Origin of the sequence: Streptomyces bottropensis ATCC 25435 (assembly GCF_000383595.1) — a bacterium.
GTDB classification, from domain to species: Bacteria; Actinomycetota; Actinomycetes; order Streptomycetales; family Streptomycetaceae; genus Streptomyces; species Streptomyces bottropensis.
In genome coordinates this window covers 1511001-1535182 of record NZ_KB911581.1, presented here as the reverse complement: position 1 = coordinate 1535182, position 24182 = coordinate 1511001, and the positions used below count along the sequence as shown (strand labels likewise).

17 protein-coding genes are annotated in these 24182 nt (G+C 71.7%); 4 read left to right on the top strand and 13 right to left on the bottom strand.

From position 1 onward, the window contains the following. Positions 1-6: 6 nt before the first annotated feature. The 5 genes from STRBO_RS0106895 to STRBO_RS0106875 form a co-directional block, all read right to left on the bottom strand. Positions 7-216, bottom strand: coding sequence for a hypothetical protein (locus STRBO_RS0106895; RefSeq protein WP_005480493.1), 210 nt, complete (start codon positions 214-216; stop codon positions 7-9). A gap of 149 nt (positions 217-365) precedes the next feature. Continuing rightward, on the bottom strand, positions 366-689 hold the full coding sequence (locus STRBO_RS0106890) for a hypothetical protein (protein WP_005480494.1): 324 nt from the start codon (positions 687-689) through the stop codon (positions 366-368). Then, on the bottom strand, positions 686-1054 hold the full coding sequence (locus STRBO_RS0106885; protein ID WP_005480495.1) for a WhiB family transcriptional regulator: 369 nt from the start codon (positions 1052-1054) through the stop codon (positions 686-688). The genes STRBO_RS0106890 and STRBO_RS0106885 overlap by 4 nt, the downstream gene beginning before the upstream one ends. Positions 1055-1227: 173 nt before the next feature. Continuing rightward, positions 1228-1551, bottom strand: a complete 324-nt coding sequence (locus STRBO_RS0106880; RefSeq protein ID WP_005480496.1) for a hypothetical protein — start codon at positions 1549-1551, stop codon at positions 1228-1230. A gap of 164 nt (positions 1552-1715) precedes the next feature. After that, positions 1716-3935 carry an ATP-dependent DNA helicase UvrD2 gene (locus STRBO_RS0106875; RefSeq protein WP_005480497.1) on the bottom strand — a complete coding sequence of 740 codons (2220 nt, stop codon included), beginning with the start codon at positions 3933-3935 and terminating at the stop codon, positions 1716-1718. Positions 3936-4175: 240 nt separating this feature from the next. Between STRBO_RS0106875 and STRBO_RS0106870 the strand changes: the two genes are divergently transcribed. Next, positions 4176-4418, top strand: coding sequence for a mycoredoxin (locus STRBO_RS0106870; protein WP_020113977.1), 243 nt, complete (start codon positions 4176-4178; stop codon positions 4416-4418). 32 nt (positions 4419-4450) lie between these two features. Here STRBO_RS0106870 and nudC read toward each other — a convergent pair whose 3' ends face one another. The 5 genes from nudC to STRBO_RS0106845 all read right to left on the bottom strand — a co-directional run bounded on the left by nudC (position 4451) and on the right by STRBO_RS0106845 (position 14686). Then, positions 4451-5398 carry an NAD(+) diphosphatase gene (gene nudC / locus STRBO_RS0106865; protein ID WP_020113976.1) on the bottom strand — a complete coding sequence of 316 codons (948 nt, stop codon included), beginning with the start codon at positions 5396-5398 and terminating at the stop codon, positions 4451-4453. 83 nt (positions 5399-5481) lie between these two features. Then, entirely contained in the window at positions 5482-6894 is a 1413-nt protein-coding gene (locus STRBO_RS0106860; RefSeq protein WP_020113975.1) for a dipeptidase, read from the bottom strand. A gap of 10 nt (positions 6895-6904) precedes the next feature. After that, complete coding sequence (locus tag STRBO_RS0106855; RefSeq protein ID WP_005480505.1) at positions 6905-10525, bottom strand: ATP-dependent helicase; 3621 nt, start codon at positions 10523-10525, stop codon at positions 6905-6907. A 58-nt stretch (positions 10526-10583) separates the two neighbouring features. Beyond that, positions 10584-14009: an ATP-dependent helicase gene (locus tag STRBO_RS0106850; protein ID WP_086016330.1), complete on the bottom strand. Its 3426-nt coding sequence runs from the start codon at positions 14007-14009 to the stop codon at positions 10584-10586. Positions 14010-14320: 311 nt separating this feature from the next. Further along, positions 14321-14686 carry an MGMT family protein gene (locus tag STRBO_RS0106845; protein WP_020113974.1) on the bottom strand — a complete coding sequence of 122 codons (366 nt, stop codon included), beginning with the start codon at positions 14684-14686 and terminating at the stop codon, positions 14321-14323. 185 nt (positions 14687-14871) lie between these two features. Between STRBO_RS0106845 and STRBO_RS0106840 the strand changes: the two genes are divergently transcribed. From STRBO_RS0106840 to STRBO_RS0106830, 3 genes are all read left to right on the top strand, one after another. Continuing rightward, positions 14872-17667 carry a lysylphosphatidylglycerol synthase transmembrane domain-containing protein gene (locus STRBO_RS0106840; RefSeq protein WP_020113973.1) on the top strand — a complete coding sequence of 932 codons (2796 nt, stop codon included), beginning with the start codon at positions 14872-14874 and terminating at the stop codon, positions 17665-17667. 167 nt (positions 17668-17834) lie between these two features. After that, positions 17835-19385 carry an alpha/beta hydrolase gene (locus tag STRBO_RS0106835; RefSeq protein ID WP_005480515.1) on the top strand — a complete coding sequence of 517 codons (1551 nt, stop codon included), beginning with the start codon at positions 17835-17837 and terminating at the stop codon, positions 19383-19385. A gap of 119 nt (positions 19386-19504) precedes the next feature. After that, complete coding sequence (locus STRBO_RS0106830) at positions 19505-21040, top strand: alpha/beta hydrolase (RefSeq protein ID WP_020113972.1); 1536 nt, start codon at positions 19505-19507, stop codon at positions 21038-21040. Positions 21041-21129: 89 nt separating this feature from the next. Here STRBO_RS0106830 and moeZ read toward each other — a convergent pair whose 3' ends face one another. From moeZ to STRBO_RS0106815, 3 genes are all read right to left on the bottom strand, one after another. Beyond that, a complete protein-coding gene (gene moeZ, locus STRBO_RS0106825; protein ID WP_005480520.1) occupies positions 21130-22308 on the bottom strand; it encodes an adenylyltransferase/sulfurtransferase MoeZ in 1179 nt (392 codons plus the stop codon). 63 nt (positions 22309-22371) lie between these two features. Beyond that, positions 22372-23121: a spherulation-specific family 4 protein gene (locus STRBO_RS0106820; protein WP_005480522.1), complete on the bottom strand. Its 750-nt coding sequence runs from the start codon at positions 23119-23121 to the stop codon at positions 22372-22374. After that, positions 23109-24068, bottom strand: a complete 960-nt coding sequence (locus tag STRBO_RS0106815) for an NAD-dependent epimerase/dehydratase family protein (protein WP_005480523.1) — start codon at positions 24066-24068, stop codon at positions 23109-23111. The genes STRBO_RS0106820 and STRBO_RS0106815 overlap by 13 nt, the downstream gene beginning before the upstream one ends. Positions 24069-24182: the final 114 nt, after the last annotated feature.

Below are 24182 nucleotides of genomic sequence, written 5' to 3'. Positions count from 1 at the left end.
CGGGGCTCACCACCAGGCGGAGTCCAGGCGGCCCTCGATGGCTCGCAGGTTCTCGCGGGCGCAGGCGGCGCAGAAGTAGTGCCGTCGGCCGTTCTCCACGGAGCAGATCCACAGGGGCTGAGGAGCTTCGGCGGTGGTGCCGCAGCGGGCGCACATGAGGGTCTGGGGTTCTGCGGCGGAGCCGCCGTTGTCGCTGTCTCCGGAAAGACTCGTCACCTGGCGACGATAGCCCCGCGGTCGACGGATCCGGGGTCACCACGCGCCGCGGGGGCCGGCCCTTTCGGACCGGCCCCCGCGGGGAGCGACTGCTGTCGGTGGTTCTGATGTGCCTGGTCAGGCTGGTGATGCCGGTTGCCGCGTGGCGGCTACTGCATGACCGCCATGGCGAGCGCACGGCGGGCGCGCATCGACGCGCGCTCGGCCCGGCGCTGCATCCGGCGGGCGACCGCCAGGCGCATGGCCCGGCGTTCCTGCTCGGCCTGGTGCAGGCGCTCGTGCATATGCGCACGAGCCAGGGCTTCTGGCATGAGATGCATTTCTCGGGTCCTGTTCTGACGCGAGGCGTTCGCGCCGGTGGTGGTGCAGTCTGGAGTCACGGAGCCGAGGGGCTCGCTCGTGGACGGCTTCATCGGGGCCTGCTTCTTGGGATCGTGCGTGAGGGGGCGGTCGATCGTTCCGGTGATGTTCATGCTGTGACCGGGTTCTTGCGCGGGCGACCACGGGGCCGCTTGCGGGCCACGACAACACCCTGGACGAAGAGCTCGCCACCCCAGACGCCCCAGGGCTCACGCCGCTCCTTGGCGCCGGCGAGGCAGGCCTCCATCAGCGGGCAGGTGCGGCACAGGGATTTGGCGTACTCGACGTCCGCCGGCGACTCGGCGAAGAAGACCTCCGGGTCGTAGGAACGGCAGGGGACGGGTACGCCGAGGTTCTCGATGGCGTCGTCGAGCGCGGTGAGCGCGGTGAGCGGGGTCAAGGTGGAGTCCTCCGTGAGGCCGGGCGGGGGGATCGTTTCGGAAGGCGGTACGGACGGGGCGTGCGCTTCGAGTTGCACGGTTGGTCTTCCTCGTCTGGTCGTTCCGGCCTGTTGGCCGGTGGCGGCTGGTACCGGGTTCTTTTCTTGTCCCGAGGCCCCTTCGCTCTGTAGCCCCCGGTCGGGGACAAACAGAAGGGCCGCGGATCCCGGGTGGGGTTCCGCGGCCCTGAAGGCGCCGGCCTGATCGTCGATCAGGCTGGATCACTCCAGGGTTCAGGCCCACGGAAGGCCCACATCAGGTGATGCTGCGTCGTCTGCTTCCGGAATCCGGCACCGGCCGCCGCGAAGGCATAGGCCTGGGCCTGTGCCTCTACTGCTGCTTCCAGTGCCTTGCTCGGTCGCTCATTGCGCTCACGGACGGGGAGACCCGCCAGAGACACGGAGGTGGCCGGACGGCCGCCACTGATGGCGGACAGACCGGTACCCAGGTTGGAGACACCGAGCATGCACAGGGAGACGGCCGAGCGATCGGTCATTTTGACCGTGCTGATGAAGCTGGTGTTGATGCTGATCACTGGACTCGCCTCCTCTCGGCGTCTATGGGGACCGGCATGAGCCAATCCGACGGATATGAAGTACACCACGAAACCAGGGCCTTCGAGAAGGCCGCTGCTCTCGTGCCTAAGAACCTATGGGGATTCCTGGGGCATGCGCAAACTATTTTTTCGATGAGTTCGTATCAGTCGTTCCCGTCCTCGCATGCAGGCTCCCGACCTGCGCAGATGTCCAGAACATCGGCCCCGTACCGTTGCAGCTTGCGGGCGCGGACGCCAGGGATGCGACCGAGTTCAACCGGAGTGCTCGGCCCCGCTTCTGCGATGGCCATCAGGGTCCGGTCGGTGAAGACACAGAAGTCCGGTTGGCCGCTGCGTAGGGCCTGGGCCGCGCGCCACTCGCGCAGTCGCTCGTAGAGGCCTTCGTCCATGTCCGAGGGGCAGTCCTCGCAGCGCATCAGCTTCATGTCGCCGGCGTCGCGCAGGGTGCGCCCGCAGACACGGCAGCGGGCAGGGGTTCGGCTGGTGCGTCGCGCGACCACTTCGGTGCCGCCCGTGACGTCACCCGTCCGGCCGCCCCCCGATCCCAGTTCGACGCCCCCGGTGCCGCTGCTGCCGGTCCGGCCCGCCCTGGCGGTGGAACCGGGGCGCAGTCCGTCGAGGAAGCGGCTGGGACGGCGATTGGGGCGGCCGCCCGGCGACCGGGACAGGGCCCAGGAGACCGAGAGCTGTTCGCGGGCGCGGGTGACCCCCACGTAGAGGAGCCGTCTCTCCTCCTCGATCTGTTCGTCCGTTCGCGCGTAGGTGATCGGCATCATGCCCTCGGCGACACCGACCAGGAAGACGACGTCCCACTCCAGCCCCTTCGCGGAGTGCAGGGAGGCGAGGGTGACGCCCTGGACGGTCGGGGCGTGCTGGGCGTTCGCGCGTTCGTCGAGTTCCGCCACGAGGTCGCCGAGTGTGGCGTCGGCCTTGGCCGCGGTGAAGTCGTGAGCCAGGTTCACGAGGGCTGCCAGCGACTCCCAGCGTTCCCTGACCGCGCCGGACCCCGCCGGCGGTTCACCGGTCCATCCCTCGCCGGACAGCACGGCCCGTACCTGCGAGGGAAGGTCCACGGCGTCCTCGAGGGCGGTGTCGTTGCCCCCGAAGCGGGCCGCGGCTCTCAGCGCCGCCCCTGCCCTGCGCACCTCGGGGCGGTCGAAGAAGCGTTCCGCGCCGCGCAGCTGGTAGGGCACTCCGGCGTCCGCGAGGGCCTGCTCGTAGATCTCGGACTGGGAGTTCGTCCGGAACAGGATGGCGATCTCGCCGGCTGGCACACCGGCGGCGACGAGATCTCGGATGCGGCGGGCGGCGCCTTCAGCCTCGGCGGGTTCGTCCGTGTATTCGGTGTAGCGGGGCTCGGGGCCAGGGGGGCGCTGGGAGATCAGTTCGAGTCGATGGTCGGCGGCGCGGCCGCGGGCCTGGGAGAGCAGACCGTTGGCGAGGTGGACGACCTGCGGGGTGGAGCGGTAGTCGCGGACCAGCTTGACGACGGTGGCCCTGGGGTGGCGGTGGCGAAAGTCGAGCAGATGGTCGGGAGTTGCGCCAGTGAACGAATAGATCGTCTGGCTGGCGTCGCCCACGACGCACAGGTCGTCCCGGTCACCCAGCCACAGCTCCAGGAGACGCTGCTGGAGGGGGCTGACGTCCTGGTACTCGTCGACCACGAAGTGCTGGTACTGGGAGCGCACCTGCTCGGCGATGTCCTGGCGGTCCTGGAGGATGCCGACCGTGAGCAGCAGGACGTCCTCGAAGTCGATGACCCCCCGCTCGCGCTTCAGGTCCTCGTACGTCGCGTAGATCTTGGCGATCTCGGCCGGGTCACGGGGGGCGTCGCGGCCGTGCTTGGCGGTCGCGGCGGCGTAGTCGGAGGGCACGGTCCGGGTGACCTTGGACCACTCGATCTCCGCCGCGGTGTCGCGGAGTTCATTGCGATCGAGACGGATGCGGCAGGCGGCGGCCGCGTCCGCGACGAGTGGGATCTTGCGGTCGATGAGGCGTGGCATGCCGCCGCCGACGGCCTTCGGCCAGAAGTACTGGAGCTGGCGCAGCGCGGCCGAGTGGAACGTCCGGGCCTGGACCCCGGAGGCGCCGAGCTGGCGCAGACGGCCGCGCATCTCGCCGGCGGCGCGGTTGGTGAAGGTGACGGCCAGCACGCCGGCGGGCTGGAGCATCCCGGCGCGCACCCCGTAGGCGATCCGATGGGTGATCGCCCGGGTCTTGCCCGTGCCGGCGCCCGCCAGCACGCACACCGGGCCGTGCAGGGCCGTCGCCACCGCGCGTTGCTCGGGGTCGAGCCCGTCGAGCACCGCGTCGGCCGAGTCGGGGACCCGCGGGAAGAGGGTGGAGTGCGTTGCTGCTGTCACATGGCCATGCTGCCAGGTCGCCGGAGACGGCTGAGCGAGTTGTCCACAGGCAGGCCCCTGCGGTCATATCAATACGACAGTCGCCTTCGCGTAACGGTGCGACGGGCATCCTGTCTCCGGTGCGGCGGACTCACCGCGCGGGGTGGTGGACGCCACCCGCGTCCGGGAATGGCGGGCGTGTCGCGTACGTTCCACTCACTGCGAGCAGCACCCCTCAGACCGTGAAGGAGCGCCAGGGACATGCCGGGCACTGTGACGATGTACAGCACCACGTGGTGCGGCTACTGCCGTCGGCTGAAGAGCCAGATGGACCGCGAGGGCATCACGTACGACGAGATCAACATCGAGCACGACCCGGATTCGGCCGCCTTCGTGGAGAAGGCGAACGGCGGGAACCAGACGGTCCCCACCGTCCTCTTCCCGGACGGCTCGACGCTCACGAACCCCTCGCTGGCGCAGGTCAAGCAGAAGATCGGCGCGTAACGGCGGCGGGTCCCAGCCGCTGCGGACCGGGCTCAACCGATGTGACTCCGCGTCGGCAGGGGCTTGCCGTACCAGAGTTCGATCAGCCGGGCCGCGATCGAGATGCCGTAGGGAGGCAGGACCTCCCCGGACTCGAACGCGGCCCGCAGCTCTTCCCGGGAGAACCAGCGGGCCTCGTGGATCTCGTCGCCGTCGACGTTGACGACGGTCGAGGTGGCGCGGGCCATGAAGCCCAGCATGAGGCTGGAGGGGAAGGGCCAGGGCTGGCTGGCGACGTACTCGACCTGGCCGACGGTGACGCCGACCTCCTCGTGGACCTCGCGCCGCACGGACTGCTCGATGGACTCGCCGGGTTCCACGAAGCCCGCGAGGGTGGAGAAGCGTCCCTCGGGCCAGTGGACCTGGCGGCCGAGCAGGATGCGGTCGTCGTCGTCCGTGACCGCCATGATCACCGCGGGGTCGGTGCGCGGGTAGTGCTCGGCGCCGCAGGCCTGGCAGCGGCGGATGTGACCGGCCGCCGCGATGACCGTGCGCTCGCCGCAGCGGGAGCAGAAGCGGTGGGTGCGCTGCCAGTTCTCCAGACCGACCGCGTGCACCATGAGACCCGTGTCACGCGGTGACAGCAGCATGCCCGCCTCACGCAGACCTGCCGGGCGCGCGGACTGGTCCATGCGGCCGGGGAGCGCGTCCTTCTGCAGTGCGAAATAGCTCACACCGTCGGTGTCGGTGCCCAGGAAGTAGCGGTGCGCCTCGGTGAGCGGGGCCTCGAACGAGGGGGTCATGACGAGTTCGGTGGTGCCGTCCGGGGTCTCGTCGATGAGGACCTGTCCGCCGGAGACCACGAAGCAGCGGGTCGTGGGGTGACTCCACGCCGCGGCGAGCCAGGCCTCGTCGAGCCGGTGGTGGGCGGCCCGGTCGATGCCGCTGGGCGCGGTGAGCGCGATGGGGCGGTCGGCGGTGTGGTCGGTCCAGGTGGTCACGGGTGCTTCCAACTCCCCCGGTGAAACGGGCGGTTCGGCGGGGCGTGCGGCGGGCGGGNGGGCTGGGGCGTGCGGAGTCTTCTTCAGTGTGCCTCGCGAGGGCCTCGGGCCAGCTCGCCCCAGAGGTACGCGCTGGTCTCGACACCTTTGAGGAGCAGATCGAGTTCGACCTTCTCGTTGGGGGCGTGCCAGCCGTCGGAGGGGACGGAGATGCCCAGGAAGAGCACGGGTGCGCCGAGGACCTCCTGGAGGTCGGCGGCGGGCCCGGAGCCGCCCTCGCGCGTGTAGCGGACCGGCTGTTCGAAGGCACGGCCCATGGCCCGCACCAGCGATCGCAGGGCCGGGTGGTCCAGCGGTGTCAGGCAGGGGCGGGTGGAGCCGCTGAACGTGATCTCGTGACGGATCCCGGCTGGGACGCGCTCGGCGGCCCAGGCGGTGACGGCCTTGCGAATGTGGTCCGGGTCCTGTCCGGCGACCAGGCGGAAGGACAGCTTCACCATGGCGGAGGACGGGATGACCGTCTTGCTTCCCGCGCCCTGGTAGCCGCCGCCGATGCCGTTGACCTCGGCGGTCGGGCGGGCCCAGACGCGTTCCAGAGTGGTGTGTCCGGTTTCGCCGTGCGCCGCCGTGGACCTGGCCGTGCGCAGCCAGCGCTCCTCGTCGAAGGGGAGTTCGGCGAAGAGTTCGCGCTCGCGGTCGGTGAGTTCGGCGATGCCGTCGTAGAAGCCGGGGATCGCCACGCGCGCGTGCTCGTCGTGCAGGGCGGCGACGAGGCGGGCGATCTCGGTCGCCGGGTTCGGTACGGCGCCACCGAAGGAACCGGAGTGGATGTCCTGGTCGGGGCCGTGCAGCCGGATCTCGCACTCGGCGAGGCCGCGCATGCCGGTGCACACGGTGGGGGTGTCCTCGGCCCACATGCCGGTGTCGGAGACGACGACCGCGTCGGCGGCGAGCCGCTCGGCGTGCGCTTCGACGAGGGCGCGGAAGTTGGGGGAGCCGGACTCCTCCTCGCCCTCGATCAGCATCTTCAGGTGGACGGCGGGGGCGGTCCGGCCGGTCGCGGCGAGGTGGGCGCGGACACCGAGTGTGTGGAAGAACACCTGCCCCTTGTCGTCGGCCGCTCCGCGCGCGTGGAGCCGGTTTCCGCGGATCACCGGTTCGAAGGGCTCGGTGTCCCAGCCGTCCGCGAGGGCCGCGGGCTGCACGTCGTGGTGCCCGTAGACCAGGACGGTGGGGGCGTCGGCGTCCGCGGCGGGCCATTCCGCGAAGACGGCGGGGGCGCCCGGCGTCTCCCAGACCTCGGCGGTGGGGAAGCCGGTCTCCTTCAGCTTGGCGGCCAGCCAGTCGGCGCTGCGCCGTACGTCCGGCGCGTGCTCGGGCTGCGCCGACACCGAGGGGATGCGCAGCCACTCCACGAGGTCGTCGAGGAAGGCGGCCCGGTGGTTCCGGATGTACGTACGGACGACGCTGACGTCGCTGTCAACGGACTGGCTCATGCTCACGAGCCTATCGGCCCACACCGACGCGCTCGTCGGGCGGTTCGTCCGTGGACGCCCCGGGCCCGTCCGCCGCCGATTCCGGGCGCCCTGCCTCGTGATCCGGGGTCCCGTCGGCGCCGGGATCCTCCAGGAGCAGCCGTTCCAGCGCGTCCCGGCCGGGGAGGCCCTCGGGTCGTACGACGTCGCCGGTGCGGACGTACAGGAAGGCCGCTCCGACGGCTTCCAGGGGCACGCCCTGCTGTTCGGCCCAGGCGAGCCGGTAGATCGCGAGCTGGAGCGGGTCGGCGGTGCGGTTGCGGCCGGTCTTCCAGTCGACGATCTCGTACGTCGTCGTCCCGGCGGCGTCGCTCTGGCGGTAGACGGCGTCGATGCGACCGCGCACGACGCGGCCGGCGATCCCCAGCTGGAAGGGTTCCTCGACGCGGTACGGCGTGCGCTGCGCGTAGGGGGTGCGTTCGAAGGCCTCCTTGAGGACCTCCAAATCCAGCTCGTCGGCGATCTCGGCGTCGCTGCCGGGCAGTTCCTCGGGCTCCAGCATGGGCAGTCGCAGCTCTTCGAAGCGGGCCTCGACCCAGGCATGGAAGCGGGTGCCGCGGCGGGCCGCGGGCTGCGGCGGGCGGGGCATGGGGCGGGCGAGCTCCTGCGCGAAGCCGTCCGGATCGGCCGCCAGACGCATCAGCTGCGAGGCCGTGAGCGACGCGGGCAGCGGTACGTCGGTGACTTTGGCGCGGGCCCGCACGAGTTCTCCGGCGAGGGCGTCCAGGTCGCGGTCCCACGAGGCGACGGTGCGGGCTTCCTCGGGGGTGAGGCCGGACGCGGCGGGGTGCCTGCGGGCGTGCGGCACGGCCGGCGTGCGCGCGTCCCGCGGGGGGTGCTCCACACGCGCGTGCACGGCCCGTGCGGGGCGGTCCGCCGACCAGGAGTCCCAGTCGCCGGTGTCCTCCTCGTCGGGGCCGCCGAAGTCGTCCGCCGAAGGGCCGTCGTCCTCAGGGGGCACGTCGTCCGGGAGGGCGTCGTCCTCGTACAGGAGTTCCTCGTCGTCCGGCGGTGGTGGCCAGTCCGGGTGGTCCGCCGAGTGGGGGTCCGGGGCGTGGTCGGCGCCCGGGTGCGCGTCCTCGTGGGACGCGGCCCGCTCCAGGTGGGCCAGTACGGTCGCGGCGGCGGCGCGGCGGCGCCGCAGGGCCGTGTCGTCCAGCGGGAGTGGCCAGGCGTGGTCGGCCGCCGACTCGTGGAGGGCCGGGTTCTCGGCGTCCTCCTCGGGTTCGTCGGCCCAGGCCTCGATCTCGCCGTACCCGGCCGCGCAGTGGTCGTGGAGGGCTGTGAGGAAGTCGGACGGCCCGCGCGGGCGCTTCTGGGACGGGCCCCACCAGTGCCCCGAGCCGAGGAGCAGGGAGCGGGGGCGGGTGAAGGTGACGTAGCCGAGCCGGAGTTCCTCGGTGTGCTGGTGGTCCTTCATGGCCTCCTGGAAGGCCTTCAGGCCGCGCGAGTCCCACGATTCGACGTCGGGGAGGGTGTCGGCGTCGCCGCGCAGCTCGTGGGGCAGGACCTTGCCCTGTGCCGTCCACTTCTCGCGGCCCTGCGTGCTGGGGAAGGTGCCGGTGACCAGGCCGGGGACGGCGACGACATCCCATTCCAGGCCCTTGGACCGGTGGGCGGTGAGCACCTTGACGGTGTTCTCGCCGCCCGGCAGCGCGTTGTCGAGGCCCTTCTCGTACTGGGCGGCCGTCCGCAGGAAGCCGAGGAAGGCGAGCAGGGTGGCCTCGCCGGCGCTGTTGGCGGCGAAGGAGGCGGCGATGTCCAGGAAGTTCGACAGGGTCTCGCGGCGTCGTGCGGCGAGCGCGTGCGGGGACGCCGAGAGTTCCACCTCCAGGCCGGTGACGGCAAGCACGCGGTGCAGGACGTCCATGAGCGGGTCGGCGAGCGAGCGGCGCAGGTCGCGCAGTTCGGCGGCGAGCCGGGCGAACCGCACGCGCGCGTCGGGCGAGAACGGCAGCCCGTCGTCCTCCCCCTCGGCTTCGAGCGGCATTTCCAGGAACGTGTCCAGCGCGTCCGCCAGTGAGATCACCTCGGACGGGTCGACGCCCTCGACGGCCGCGGCGAGCCTGCGGTCCGGGTCGTCGTCGCCGTCCACGCGCGCGTGGGAGACGAGCAGCCTGGCCCGGCGGCCGAGGAGGGCGAGGTCACGCGGGCCGATCCGCCAGCGCGGGCCGGTCAGCAGGCGGACGAGGGAGGCGTTGGCGCCGGGGTCCTGGAGGACCTCGCAGACGGCGACGAGATCGGCGACCTCGGGGAGGTGGAGCAGTCCGGAGAGGCCGACGACCTCGACGGGGATGTCACGGGCCACGAGCGCGCCCTGGATCTCGGCGAAGTCGGTGGCGGTACGGCACAGGACGGCGATCTCGCCGGGTTCCTTGCCGGTGCGCACGAGGTGGGCGATCGAATCGGCGAGCCAGTCGAGTTCCTCGGCGTGCGTGTTCAACAGGGCGCAGCGGACCATGCCGTCGCGTTCGGCGCCAGGGGCGGGCCGGAGGGCCTCCACGCCCGCGTGCATGGCCCGCAGGGGCTCCGCAAGGCCGTTGGCGAGGTCGAGGAGACGGCCGCCGCTGCGACGGTTCTCGCTGAGCGCCTGGCGGGTCGCGCGCCGGCCGTCGGGGTGGGCGAAGTGGTCGGGGAAGTCGTCGAGGTTGGCGACGGAGGCTCCGCGCCAGCCGTAGATGGCCTGGCAGGGGTCACCGACAGCTGTCACGGGGTGGCCGGTGCCGCCGCCGAACAGGCCGGCCAGCAGGACGCGTTGGGCGACCGAGGTGTCCTGGTACTCGTCGAGCAGGACCACCCGGAACTCGTCCCGCAGGATGCGGCCCACCTCGGGGAGCCCGGCGAGACCGGCGGACAGGGCGATCTGGTCGCCGAAGTCGAGGAGGTCCCGCTCGCGCTTGGCCGCTCGGTAGCGGACCACCAGTCCGGTGAGTTCGCGGCGGGCGGCGGCCGCCTCGGGGACCTTGCGAAGGTCCGCGTTGGTGAGCTTGACGCTCTCCAGTTCGCGCAGCAGTGCGGTGTCGTAGGCGGTCAGGTCCTCGGGTCGTACGAGGTGCTCGGCGAGTTCGGAGTCGAGGGTCAGCAGGTCGCCGACCAGGTCCGGGAAGGAGCGGGTCAGCGCCGGGTAGGGGCCCGGGGACTCCCGGAGCACGCGGGCGGCGAGCTGGTAGCGGGTGGCGTCGGCGAGGAGCCGGGAGGTGGGTTCCAGGCCGATGCGCAGGCCGTGGTCGGTCAGGAGGCGGCCCGCGAAGGCGTGGTACGTGGAGATGACCGGCTCGCCGGGCGGGTGGTCGGGGTCGATCGCGTCCGGGTCGGTGATGCCCGCCCTGACCAGGGCCTTGCGTACGCGATCGGCGAGTTCGCCCGCCGCCTTGTTGGTGAACGTCAGGCCGAGGACCTGTTCGGGCGCGACCTGTCCGGTGCCGACCAGCCACACCACGCGCGCGGCCATCACCGTGGTCTTGCCCGACCCGGCTCCGGCCACGATCACCTGCGGGGCGGGCGGCGCGATGATGCAGGCCGTCTGCTCCGGGGTGAACGGGATGCCGAGGAGCTCCTTGAGCTGCTCGGGATCGCTGATACGGGCGGACATTCCAAAGAGGCTAGCGCCGGCCACTGACAGTGGATGCCGGGTCGCCCCGCGGGCGGCCTCACTCGACCACGTGACGGCCCTCCGCGCGGGCACTGCACGATGCCCGGAAAGCGCAGTGTGCACAGTGTTGTCCCGCGGTGGGGGAGAAACGCTCGTCCAGGACCTTCCCCGCGGCCGTGGCCAGCAGATCACCCACCCACTCCCCCCGCAGGGGTTCCTGTGCCTGCACCTTGGGGACGGCCTCGCCGCCGTTCTTCTTGGCGGCACCCTGCCTCAGCTGGACGAGTTCGGCGCCGCCCGGTTCCGGCCGGACGCCGCCGAAGGGCTCGTCGACGGCTCCCTCCCGGACCGCGAGCTGGTACACGGCGAGCTGGGGGTGCCGGGTGACCTCGGCCGAACTGACGGCCTGCTTGCCCGTCTTGAAGTCGACGACGTACGCGCGGCCCTCGGCGTCGGTCTCGACCCGGTCCATGGAACCGCGGATGCGCACCTCGTAGTCGCCCGCTTCGAGGGTGACGTCGAAGTCGTGCTCGCTGGCCACCGGAGTGCGTCCCGTGCGGTCCATGACGTGCCACTTCAGGAAGCGTTCGAGCGCCACGCGCGCGTGCTGCTTCTCCTGTTCCGACTTCCAGGGCGCGTCGAAGGCGAGCGCGTTCCACACGGAGTCGAGGCGCTCCATGAGGACGTCGAGGTCGGCGGGGGTGCGGCCGGAGGCGACCTCGTCGGCCAGGACGTGCACGACGTTGCCGAAGCCCTGGGCGGCGGTAGCGGGCGCGTCCGCCTTCACCTCGCGGCCGAGGAACCACTGCAGGGCGCAGGTGTTGGCGAGCTGGTCGAGGGCGCTGCCGGACAGCACGACGGGCTGGTCGCGATTCCTGAGCGGCACCTTGCTCTCGGTGGGCTCGAACATCCCCCACCAGCGGTACGGGTGCGCCGACGGCACCAGGGGGCGGCCGTCCTCGTCGCTCAGAGCGGCCAGCCTGGCCAGGCGCAGGGCCGCTGCCTCGCGCAGGGGGTCCGACACGCGCGGGTCCACCGTGGTGGCGCGCAGTTCGGCGACGAGGGAGGCGACGGACAGCGGGCGGCGGGGGCGCCCGGTGACGTCCCTGGGCTCGACACCGAGTTCGGCGAGGAAGCGGGAGGGCTGGTCGCCGTCGTCGGCCGGTGCCTTGACCGCGGTGACGACGAGACGTTCACGCGCGCGCGTGGCGGCCACGTAGAACAGCCGGCGTTCCTCGGCGAGCAGGGCGCCCGGGGTGAGCGGTTCGGCGAGACCGTCGCGGCCGATGCGGTCGGCCTCCAGGAGCGAGCCGCGTCGCCGCAGGTCCGGCCACAGGCCCTCCTGGACGCCGGCGACGACGACCAGGCGCCATTGGAGGCCCTTGGAGCGGTGCGCGGTCATCAGGCGTACCGCGTCGGGACGCACGGCCCGCCCGGTGAGCGTGTCGGCGGCGATGTCCTCGGCCTCGATCTCGGCCAGGAAGTTGAGGGCGCCGAGGCCGCCGGTGCGCTCCTCCGCGCGCGCGGCGGTGGCGAACAGCGCGCACACGGCGTCGAGGTCACGGTCCGCGTTGCGCCCGGCCGCGCCACCGCGCCGCGCGGCCCGCTCCAGGCGCCTGGGCCACGGGGTGCCGTCCCACAGCTCCCACAGCGCCTCCTCGGCGGTGCCGCCGCCCGCGAGTCGCTCGCGGGCCTTGCGCAGCAGCGCGCCCAGGCGTTGCGCTCCCCGCGCGTACACCGGGTCGTGCGCCACCAGTCGCTCCGGTTCCGCCAGCGCGCGCGTGAGCAGTTCGTCCGAGGGCGGTGGTACGGAGTTGCCGCCGGCGCGCTCCTCCTCGCGCAGCGCGCGGCCGAGGCGCCGCAGATCGGCGGTGTCCATGCCCGCGAGGGGCGAGGCGAGGAGCGTGAGAGCGGTCTCGGTGTCCAGCCAGGAGGTCTGCGGCTCGGGCGCGTCGGACGGGTGGTCGGGAGTGTCGGACGACGCGTCGGGCCCGTGGTCGAGGGCGTCGGACGACGCGTCGGGCGCGTGGTCGAGGGCGTCGGACGAGTCGTCGCCCTCGTCGGCCGAGGCCGAGGGGTTCGCCGCCTCCAGCTCCGCCCGCGCGACCGCCCGCAGCGCCGTCAGAAGGGGCTGTACGGCCGGTTCGTGGCGCAGGGGCAGGTCGTCACCGTCGATCTCCAGAGGAACGCCCGCGGCGGTGAGGGCGCGCCGCATCGAGGGGATCGTGCGGGCGCCGGCGCGCACCAGGACGGCCATCTCGCGCCAGGGCACGCCGTCCTCCAGGTGGGCCCGCCGCAGGACGTCGGCGATGTTGTCCAGCTCGGTGCCCGAGGTCGGGTACGTGTAGACCTCGACGCGGCCGCCGTCCCGCACGGGCCGGAGCTCGCGATGGGCCCGCACCTTCTCGGCGGGGAGGCGGGTGAGCGGCATCCGCTGGGTGAGCAGCCGGGTGGCGGCGAGCAGGTCCGCTCCCGAGCGGCGGGAGTTCCGCAGGACCGCCACCGGGGCCTGGCGGCCGTCCACGCGCGGGAAGGCCGAGGGGAACTCCAGGATGCCGTTCACGTCGGCGCCCCGGAAGGTGTAGATCGACTGGTCGGGGTCGCCGAACGCCACCAGGGTGCGACCGCCGCCCGCGAGGGCCCTCAGGAGTCGTACCTGTGCGGGGTCCGTGTCCTGGTACTCGTCGACGTAGACCGCGTCGTACCGGGCGGCCAGCCGCTCGGCGACCCCCGGCCGACCGGCGAGGAGCACGGCCCGGTGGACCAGTTCCGCGTAGTCGAGCACTCCTTGCAGGTCGAGGACGTCGAGGTACTCGGCGAGGAAGGCGGAGGCCGCGAGCCAGTCCGGTCGGCCGATGCGCGCGGCGAAGGCCCGCAGGTCCTCGGGGGCCAGGCCCAGTTCGCGGCTGCGGGCGAGGACCGCGCGGACCTCGTCGGCGAACCCGCGCGTGGTCAGGCAGGCACGCAGTTCGTCCGGCCAGCGCACATGTGCGAGACCCAGGCGCTCCAGGTCGGGCTGGCCCGCGAGCAGCGCGCGCACGGCCACGTCCTGTTCGGGGCCGGACAGCAGCCGCAGGGGCTCGACGAACAGGTCGCTGTCCTGGTGGGCGCGGATCAGGGCGTAGCAGAAGGAGTGGAAGGTGGTGGCCTGCGGGGCGCGCGCGGCGCCCATGCGCAGGGCCATCCGGTCGCGCAGCTCCACGGCGGCCTTGCGGCTGAAGGTCAGGACGAGCACGCGCGCGGGATCGGCTCCCCCGGCGATGCGGGCCGTCACGGACTCGACGAGGGTGGTCGTCTTGCCGGTCCCCGGACCCGCGAGGACGAGCAGAGGGCCGCTCCGGTGGTCAACCACGCCGCGCTGTTCGGCGTCCAGAGGAGGGGGGTCCCTGCGGGCCGGTGGGGTACGCACCAGTCGGTAAGCGCCACGGCTCCCCTGCCGCACCTGGGGGTGCGACAGGCGCCTGGTGGAGAAAGAGGAGCTCACGTGGTTCGCCGGTCCTGGTGGGTGTGCGAGAGGTCACTGCCGACGCGGTGCGCCGATGCCGAGGAGTGGTGGTCGGGAGACGGGTGCGCGGCCTGCCGTTCGGGGAGGCCGGTGGCCGCGGGGTGAGAGGGACACGCGCAGCCGACGCTACGCCGACCGGTGGTACGGAAGCGGGGCTTCCTCTTGTTCCCTTCCGGCTCGCGCGGCACGTGCGTCCCTCGCCCCACGAACGTACGGCATGGCACCGACGTGCCACGCCTCCCCCGTTCGGAGCAGCGGGCGCACCGCGGTCCGTCGGCGGCCGGCGGCCGTCAGGTGGGCGCTTCCGCGTGCTCTCCGCCGTCCCAGCGTGCCCGTCTCATGTCGACGCGCGGCACATGCCCCTCGGCCGTGCGGCTCGCCTCGCGCAGGGGGGTGCCCTCCACGCGGTAGCGGTCCAGGGCTCTCAGTTCGTGTCCGGGCAGCAGGACGCCGTCGGCGCGGACGACCCGCCACCACGCGACCGCGCCCCCGTAGAGGGCCATCACACGGCCCACCTGGCGCGGGCCGCCCTCCCCCAGCCATTCGGCGACGTCCCCGTATGTCATGACCCGTCCGGGCGGGATCAGGTCGGTGACCTCGAGGACCCGCTCCGCGTACTCCGGCAGGGCGTCCGCCGGAAGGCTCTCCTCGCTCATCCGCCCCATCCTGCCCCACCCCACCGACAATGGGACCAGGCGGCCGACGCGTGCGTCCCTCGCTCCGGGGGCGGTCTTCGGGCAGACTGTGCGCCCCCGCATTGCACCCTGATGCCCCTGTGTGCCCACCCGGCATGCCACCATCGTGCGGGCGGTGACTGGTGATACGAGACCAAGAAGAGACGATGAAGCAGCAGAGCGTGCACCCCGATGACGCGGCGGGCACCTCTGACGCCTCGTCGCGCCCGGACACCCCCGAGGAAGGCGACGCGGGTACCGAAGGCGTCTCGAACGCGGCCTCCGAGACCACCCCTCCCGTGGCCGAGACAGCCACCCCACCCGAGGACGAGGAGCAGCAGGTCGAGGAGGGCGGCGACCCGGTGGAGGCCCACGCCGAGGAGGTCGAGGGCGACGAACCGCTGCTCCCCGCGCGCGTGCACCGCCCCTCCGACCTCATGCGACTGTCGGTCGGCATCCTCGGCATCGTCCTGCTGCTGGCGATCGCCGCGTTCGCCCACGGCACCACCTCCGGACTCGAACAGGACATCAACAAGGGCACGGGCCAGGCGCCCGATCTGCTGATCAAACTCGCGGGCCTCGGGTCGAGCATCGCGATCCTGCTGGTGCCGGTCGCCTTCGCGATCGAACGCCTGATCAAGCGGGACGGGCTGCGCATCGCCGACGGCGTGCTCGCGGCGGTCCTGGCGCACGGGGTGACGCTGGCGACCGACCTGTGGGTCGCCAGGGGGGCCCCGGACTCGATCCAGGAAGCTCTCACCCAACCCTCACCCGGTGACATCCACGCCCTCACCGACCCCGTGCACGGCTATCTCGCGCCGGTCATCGCGTACATGACCGCCGTCGGCATGTCACGCAGACCCCGCTGGCGGGCCGTCCTATGGATCGTGCTGCTGCTGGACGCCTTCTCGATGCTGGTCACCGGCTACACCACACCGTTCTCGATCATCCTGACGGTGCTCATCGGCTGGACCGTCGCCTACGGGACGCTGTACGCGGTCGGTTCCCCGAACGTACGCCCGACCGGCCGGACCCTGATGGCCGGCCTCAGGCGGGTCGGCTTCAAGCCGGTGAGCGCGGCCCGTGAGGAGATCCCGGACACGGTGGAGGGCGGGGACCGGGGCCGCCGGTACTTCGTGACGCTGGAGGACGGTCCGCCCCTGGACGTCACCGTCGTCGACCGGGAGCAACAGGCGCAGGGGTTCTTCTACCGCGTCTGGCGGCGGCTGACGCTGCGCGGCATCACCACGCGCCGCAGCCTGCAGTCCCTGCGCCAGGCGCTGGAGCAGGAGGCCCTCCTCGCGTACGCGGCCATCGCGGCGGGTGCCAACGCCCCCAAGCTGATCGCGACCTCCGAACTCGGACCGGACGCCGTGATGCTCGTCTACGAGCACACCGGCGGCCGCACCCTGGACTCCCTGGCGGACGACGAGGTCACCGACGCGCTGATGTCCGACACCTGGCACCAGGTGAAGGCACTGCAGTCGCGGCGCATCGCGCACCGCAGGCTCGTGGGTGACGCGGTTCTGGTGGATCGTTCCGGCACGGTGATCCTGACCGACCTGCGCGTCGGCGAGATCGCGGCCGGCGACCTGGTGCTGCGCATGGACGTCTCCCAGCTGCTGACGACCTTGGGCCTGCGCGTGGGTGCCGAACGCGCGGTGGCCTCGGCCGTGAGCGTGCTCGGCCCCGACGCGGTGGCCGACTGCCTGCCGCTGCTGCAGCCCATCGCCCTCTCGCGCTCCACACGCGCGACCCTGCGCAGACTGGCCAGGGAACGCGCCGAGCGCGAGCGCGAGGCCGTCCTGGAGGCGTCCCACCTGGCCAAACAGGCCCGCGCGGAGGAACACAGCAAGGCGGCGACCGAGCCCGACAAGGCCGACAAGAAGGCCGTACGAGCCGAGCAGCGGGCCGAGAAGCGGGCGATCGACGAGGCGCTGGAAGAGGCCCGCGAAGAAGACCTGCTCACCCAGATCCGCCACCAGGTGCTGCTGATCAGACCGCAGGCGCCGGTCGAACCGGCCCGGCTGGAGCGGGTCAAGCCGCGCACCCTGATCAGTCTCTTCGCCGGCGCGATCGGCGCCTACTTCCTGCTGACCCAGCTGACCCACATCGAGTTCGGACCGCTCATCGAGAACGCCGAGTGGGGCTGGGTCGCCGCGGCCGTGTTCTTCTCCGCGCTGAGCTATGTCGCGGCGGCGATGAGTCTGCTGGGATTCGTGCCGGAGCGGGTGCCGTTCCTGCGGACGATCGGGGCACAGGTCGCCGGCTCCTTCGTCAAGATCGTGGCACCGGCCGCGGTGGGCGGTGTGGCACTCAACACACGCTTCCTGCAGCGCGCGGGAGTGCGGCCCGGTCTCGCGGTGGCGAGTGTCGGCGCTTCGCAGCTCTTCGGACTCGGCTGCCACATTCTGATGCTGCTCGCCTTCGGCTACCTGACCGGCACGGAGAAGACGCCGTCACTGTCACCGTCCCGCACCGTCATCGCCGGTCTTCTGACGGTCGCGGTGCTCGTCCTGGTGGTCACGTCGATCCCGTTCCTGCGCAAGTTCGTCGTCACGCGCGTGCGGTCGCTCTTCGCCGGTGTCGTGCCGCGCATGCTCGACGTGCTGCAGCGGCCGCAGAAGCTGGTCACCGGCATCGGCGGCATGCTGCTTCTCACGGGCTGCTTCGTGATGTGCCTGGACGCCTCGATCCGCGCCTTCGGCAACGAGGACGTCTCGATCAGCATCGCCAGCGTCGCCGTCGTCTTCCTCGCCGGCAACGCGCTGGGTTCCGCGGCACCGACCCCGGGCGGTGTGGGAGCGGTGGAGGCCACCCTGACGGTGGGTCTGATCGCTGTGGGCCTTCCCAAGGAGGTCGCCGCACCGGCGGTGCTGCTGTTCCGCCTGCTCACCCTGTGGCTGCCGGTCCTTCCGGGTTGGTTGGCCTTCAACCAGTTGTCACGCAAGGGCGCGCTGTAGGAGGGGCGCACGCGCGCGTGGATCCCCGCTCCCCGCTCGCTCGGCGCACGCGCGCGTGACGGCGCTTGCGTCCTCACCTCGCCTCCGCGTGCGTGGCTGCCCGTCCCCCTCACCCGCACGGCCCGTGCCCCGGGGCACATCGCCGCGGAGACCTCCACGATGGGGGCATGCCCACCTCGCCCCGGACCCGTGCCGTGACCGCGGCCACGATCGCCGTCCTGCTGTCCCTGTCGGCGGCCGCCTGCGGCGACGACGCCCAGGGGGACGACAGCGACCTGACCGCCCAGAAACCGCACTGGAAGAGCTGCGATGCCCCGTCGGAGTCCGAGGGCGGCGGCACCGCGCCCTCACCGCTGCCCGACGGCGACAAGTGGCAGTGCGCGACCATGAAGGCTCCGCTCGACTGGGACGAACCTGACGGCGGCACCATCGACATCGCGCTGATCCGGGTACGGACCAGCGGCCCCGAGAGCCGGCGCATCGGCTCGCTCGTGTTCAACTTCGGCGGCCCCGGCGGCTCCGGCGTCAAGGCCCTGCCCGCCTCCGCCCAGGACTACGCGAAACTGCGCACCCGCTACGACCTGGTCAGCTTCGATCCGCGTGGGGTCGGCCGCAGCGCGGGCGTCCGGTGCGAGGACGACGAGGAACTCGACGAGTACTTCCAGCAGGACGGGACCCCGGACGACGCGGCCGAACGGACCGACTTCCTCGACTCGACCAAGGCCTTCAACTCGGCCTGCGAGAAGAACTCCGGCAAGACCCTCCCGCACGTGCGCACCACCGACGCGGCCCGCGACATGGACCTCATGCGCCAGGTCCTCGGCGACGACAGACTCCACTACTTCGGCATCTCCTACGGCACCGAACTCGGCGGCGTCTACGCCCACCTGTTCCCCGAGAAGGTCGGACGCGCCGTGTTCGACGCGGTCGTCGACCCGACGCAGACGTCGGAGCAAGGCACGCTCGGACAGGCCAAGGGCTTCCAGCTGGCGCTCGGAAACTACGCCCGGGACTGCGTGTCGAAGGCGGAGGACTGCCCGGTCGGCGACACCGAACAGGACGTCGAGAACCGGATCACCAAGCTGCTCGACGACCTCGAGACCCGGCCGATCGACGGGATCTTCCCCCGCGATCTGACGCAGACCGTCGCCACGAGCGGTATCGCCCAGGCCCTGTACTCCCAGGACCTCTGGCCGTATCTGACCGAGGGCCTCGAAATGGCGTACGGCGGGGACGGCAGCCTGCTGATGTCGCTGTCCGACTCGATGAACGGACGCGGCGAGAACGGCGAGTACAGCAACCTCACCGCGGCGAACGTCTCCATCAACTGCGCGGACTCCAAGCCGCGCTACACCACCGCGGATGTGGAAGCGCGGCTGGGCACGTTCCGGGCGGCCTCCCCCGTCTTCGGTGAATGGCTGGCCTGGTCCCTGGTCTCCTGCGCCGACTGGGCCGTCGCCGGTGCGGCGGACCACCCCGACGTGCGGGCCCCGGGCTCGGCTCCGATCCTCGTGATCGGCAACACGGGTGACCCGGCCACACCGTACGAAGGAGCCCGGAAGATGGTCGAGGCGCTCGGGGCGGGGGTCGGGATCGAGCTGACGTACAAGGGGCAGGGCCACGGTGCGTACAACGGCGGGAATGCCTGCGTACAGACGGCCGTGGACGGCTACCTCCTCACGGGGAAGGTGCCGAAATCCGGCCGGGTCTGTGCGTGAATTCGCAGGTCAGAACGTTATCCACAGGCAGTCTCGGTTGAGGCGGCAGTCCGCATACCATGGCATGACCGCCATTCGGGACATCTGGCGGACGGAACCGCCAGAGGGGGGACGTACGCATGGCGCGCTTTGTACGGGGGGCCGCACTGGCCGCCGCTGTGGTGCTGGTCACCGGTTGCAGCGGGGGCACGGGCGACAGGGCGGGTGAGGAAGCGGACGACGGGAAGGCCTCGCCCTCCGCACCGGCGTCGTCGGCGCCGCCGACACCACCCCAGAAGCTCGATTGGGGGCGCTGCGAGGCGACTTCGGAGGGGCCGGCACCGGGCGGTGACTGGCAGTGCGCGACGCTGAAGGTGCCGCTGGACTACGGGAACCCGGACGACGGGACGATCGGGCTCGCACTGATCCGCAGCAAGGCGACCGGCGACGCCAACGATCGCATCGGCTCCCTCCTGTTCAACTTCGGCGGGCCCGGCGGTTCCGGCGTGTCCATGCTGCCGTCGTACGCGGGGCTGACGAGCGAACTGCACCAGCGGTACGACCTGGTGAGCTGGGACCCGCGTGGGGTGGCGAAAAGCGAGGGGGTGCGCTGCCGCAGCGACAAGGAGATCCAGGCGGGCGAGTCGGTGGACGCCACACCCGACGACGCCCAGGAGGAGACGGCTTTCTTCCAGGACGCGGCCGACTTCGGCGCGGGCTGCGAGAAGGCCGCGGGCAAGCTGCTGTCGCACGTCTCGACCGCCGAGACCGCCCGCGACATGGACCTCATGCGCCAGTCTCTCGGCGACGAGAAGATGCACTACTTCGGCATCTCCTACGGCACCGAACTCGGCGGGGTCTACGCCCATCTGTTCCCCCGGCACGTGGGACGCCTGGTCCTGGACGCGGTGGTCGACCCGACCGCCGACACGGTGGGCCACGCGAAGAACCAGACCCTGGGCTTCCAGCGCGCTCTCGACAACTACCTGAAATCCACCGGTCAGGACCCCGGGGCAGGCACAAGGAAGATCGAGAAGCTGCTGGAGCGGATCGACGCCGAACCGCTGGCGACGACGTCCGGCCGCGAGCTCACGCAGACACTGGCGACCACCGGCATCGTCCTGCCGCTCTACAGCGAGCAGAGCTGGCCCACGCTGACCAGCGCGCTCGACGCGGCCGAGGACGGCGACGGCACCGACCTGCTCGCGTTGGCCGACGGATACAACGAGCGTGATGCGGCGGGCCGCTACGGCACGACGACCCACTCCCAACGGGTCATATCGTGCTTGGACCAGAAGCAGCGGCCGAGCGTCGAGGAGACGAAGAAGCTACTGCCCGAGTTCCGGGAGATCTCGCCCGTCTTCGGCGAGTTCCTGGGCTGGGACACCGCGGGCTGGTGCCACGACTGGCCGGTACCGGGCCTGACCGACTCGCCGGAGGTGAGCGCAGCGGGAGCGGCGCCCGTCCTCGTGGTGGGGAACACCGGGGACCCGGCGACGCCCTACGAGGGCGCGCGGAAGATGGCCGCGGAACTGGGCGAGGACGTCGGTGTGATGCTCACCTGGAAGGGCGAGGGCCATGGCGCGTACGGCAGCGGCAGCGACTGCGTCGACTCGACGGTGAACGCGTATCTGCTCAACGGGACGGTGCCGAAGGACGGCAAGGTCTGCGCGTAGGCCGGGACGGCCGCCGCGCGTCTCCACCGGGCGCGGCGGAGAGGGGCCCGGCACCCACGGTGCCGAGCCCCTCCCTGGAAGGCGTGTGCCTAGTAGACCGGCTTGCTCGGCTCGATCTGGTTGACCCAGCCGATCACGCCGCCACCGACGTGGACCGCGTCGGAGAAGCCCGCCGACTTCAGGACCGCGAGGACTTCCGCACTGCGGACACCCGTCTTGCAGTGCAGGACGATCTTCTTGTCCTGCGGGAGGGCCTCCAGGGCGGTGCCCATGAGGAACTCGTTCTTCGGGATCAGCTTGGCGCCCGGGATGGAGACAATCTCGTACTCGTTGATCTCGCGGACGTCGATGATCTCGATGTTCTCGCCGTCGTCGATCCACTCCTTGAGCTGCTTGGGAGTGATCGTCGAGCCGGCCGCCGCCTCCTGGGCCTCCTCGGACACGACGCCGCAGAAGGCCTCGTAGTCGATGAGCTCGGTGACGGTGGGGTTCTCGCCGCAGACCGCGCAGTCGGGGTCCTTGCGGACCTTGACCTGGCGGTACTGCATCTCCAGGGCGTCGTAGATCATCAGGCGGCCGACCAGCGGCTCGCCCGTGCCGGTGAGGACCTTGATGGCCTCGGTGACCTGGATGGAGCCGATGGAGGCGCACAGCACGCCGAGGACGCCGCCCTCGGCGCAGGAGGGGACCATGCCCGGCGGCGGGGGCTCGGGGTAGAGGCAGCGGTAGCAGGGGCCGTGCTCGGACCAGAAGACGGAGGCCTGGCCGTCGAAGCGGTAGATCGAGCCCCAGACGTACGGCTTGTTCAGCAGCACCGCCGCGTCGTTGACCAGGTAGCGGGTCGCGAAGTTGTCCGTGCCGTCGACGATCAGGTCGTACTGGCTGAAGATGTCCATCACGTTCTCGGCTTCGAGCCGCTCTTCGTGGAGGGTCACGTTCACGTACGGGTTGATGCCGAGCACGGAGTCACGCGCGGACGCGGCCTTGGAGCGGCCGATGTCGGCCTGGCTGTGGATGATCTGGCGCTGCAGGTTCGACTCGTCGACCTCGTCGAACTCCACGATGCCGAGCGTCCCGACGCCCGCCGCGGCCAGGTACATCAGCGCCGGCGAACCGAGGCCGCCGGCGCCCACACAGAGCACCTTGGCGTTCTTCAGCCGCTTCTGCCCGTCCATCCCCACGTCGGGAATGATCAGGTGGCGGGAGTACCTGCGGACCTCGTCTACGGTGAGCTCGGAAGCGGGCTCGACCAGGGGTGGCAGCGACACGGGGACTCCGTTGGTCGGTCAATCACTACGGTTGTTCTCCGCGTAACACTGCCACGCCCTTTTTCATTCCGAGACACCCGTTCCAACCAGCGAGACGATGTCGTCCCAGTAGCCGGGCATCGTCTCCCAGGGGTCGGTCCGGCCGCCGCGATCCGTGCGGTCGGTGAAGTAGATCGTGGCGGCGCCCTGCCAGCGGGCGACGCGCAACGCCTCGTCGAGGTGGCCGCGCGGGACGCCGTGGACGAAGTGGCAGAAGCGCTCGGGGGGATGGTCGGCGGTCCACTCCGCCACTTGCGACCAGCGGTAGTCGTTCCAGGGCCCGGAGAAGGTCACCAGCTGGTCGGCGGTCTCGACATAGCCGGGGTGTGGGTGGGTGCCCTGGCCGAGGACGATGTGGCCGCCGCCGAGGAGCGCGCGCAGCGCGGTGACCGTGCGGTCGATGTCCGGCAGGGCACCGCGCTCGGTCGGGCAACGGTCCAGGAAGAACCCGCCGATCCGGTACCAGTCGAGATACCGACGCGCGTCGGAGGCGATCTCGGCGAAGGCACGCCCCCCGTAGGCCGTGTCCAGGTGGCCAAGGACCTGGACCCCCGCGTTCCGCAGCCGTGCGGCGGCTTCGAGGCAGTGCGGGTCGGGGCGGGTGCCGGGCCCGCCGGAGACGTTCAGGACGACCCAGTGAAGGGGGGTCCCGGGGCGGGCGAGTTCACCCCATTCCAGAGGGGCGACAAGGGGGTGGGCATAGCCGGGGATGCCGAAACCGAGGCCTAAGCCGGTGCTCGCGATGGCGGACGGGGCCGGGGTCAGATACGGCATGCCGCCTCCATCCAGATGTCGGCGAGGGACTCCTCGAGGTTGATCCTGGGCCGCCAGCCGAGCCGGTCACGGGCGGTGCGGACGTCGGCCTGCTGCCAGCTGCCGCAGCCGTCCGGGTACGGATAGGAGACGGGGCCGCCGTGGTCCGGTTCTGGTCGGGGGTGGCCGATGGTGGACCTGAGGGGGCCGGGCGGAGCGTCGAGTTCGTGGAGGGCACCGCCATAGCCGGCCACACGGGCGAGGACCGCCGCGGCGTCGCGGAGACGCACGGCGCGGCCCGAGCCGATGTTGATCACGCCCTGGGCCGCGGAGAGCGAGGCGGCGTGGACGGCGCGGGCGACGTCGCGGACGTCGACGAAGTCACGCTGGACACCGAGACCGCCGAGTTTGAGTTCGCCGTCGCCGGACTGCATGGCGCGGCGCATGGCCTCGGCGAGGCGGCCGAGCGGTGAGCCGGCCGGTGTGCCGGGTCCGGCGGGCGAGAAGACGCGCAGGACCACGGCGTCCAGGCCGGAGCCGAGGACGAGTTCGGTGGCGGCGAGCTTGCTGACGCCGTACGGGCCGCCGGGGCGGGGCACGGCGTCCTCGGCGGTGGAGGACCCGGGCTGGCTGGGCCCGTACTCGGCGCCGCAGCCGAGCTGCACCAGGCGGGCCCCGCAGCCGCTGCGACGCAGGGCCTCGCAGACGGTGGCGACGGCGACGGTGTTGTGCCGGGTGAGTTCGCGGGCGCCGCCGCGGGTGGCCCCCGCGCAGTTGACGACGACTCCGGGGTGGACGGCGTCCAGGAAGCGGGTGAGCGCGCCCGGGCTGCCGGTGGCGAGGTCGAACCGGACGTCGGCGTCGTCGCCGCGACCGAGCGCGGTGAGCTGCACGGCCGGGTCGGCGAGCAGACGTTCGGCGACGAAGCGGCCGAGGTATCCGTTGGCTCCGATCAGCAGGACCCTCATCGGGCGGCTCCCGGGGCGGGTTCTCCGGTTCGGGAGGTGATCATCTGGCGTTCTCCTTATGGGGTGGTGCCGTGGGTGATGAGGTGGCCCGCGGTGTCGGCCCCGCGGGACGGG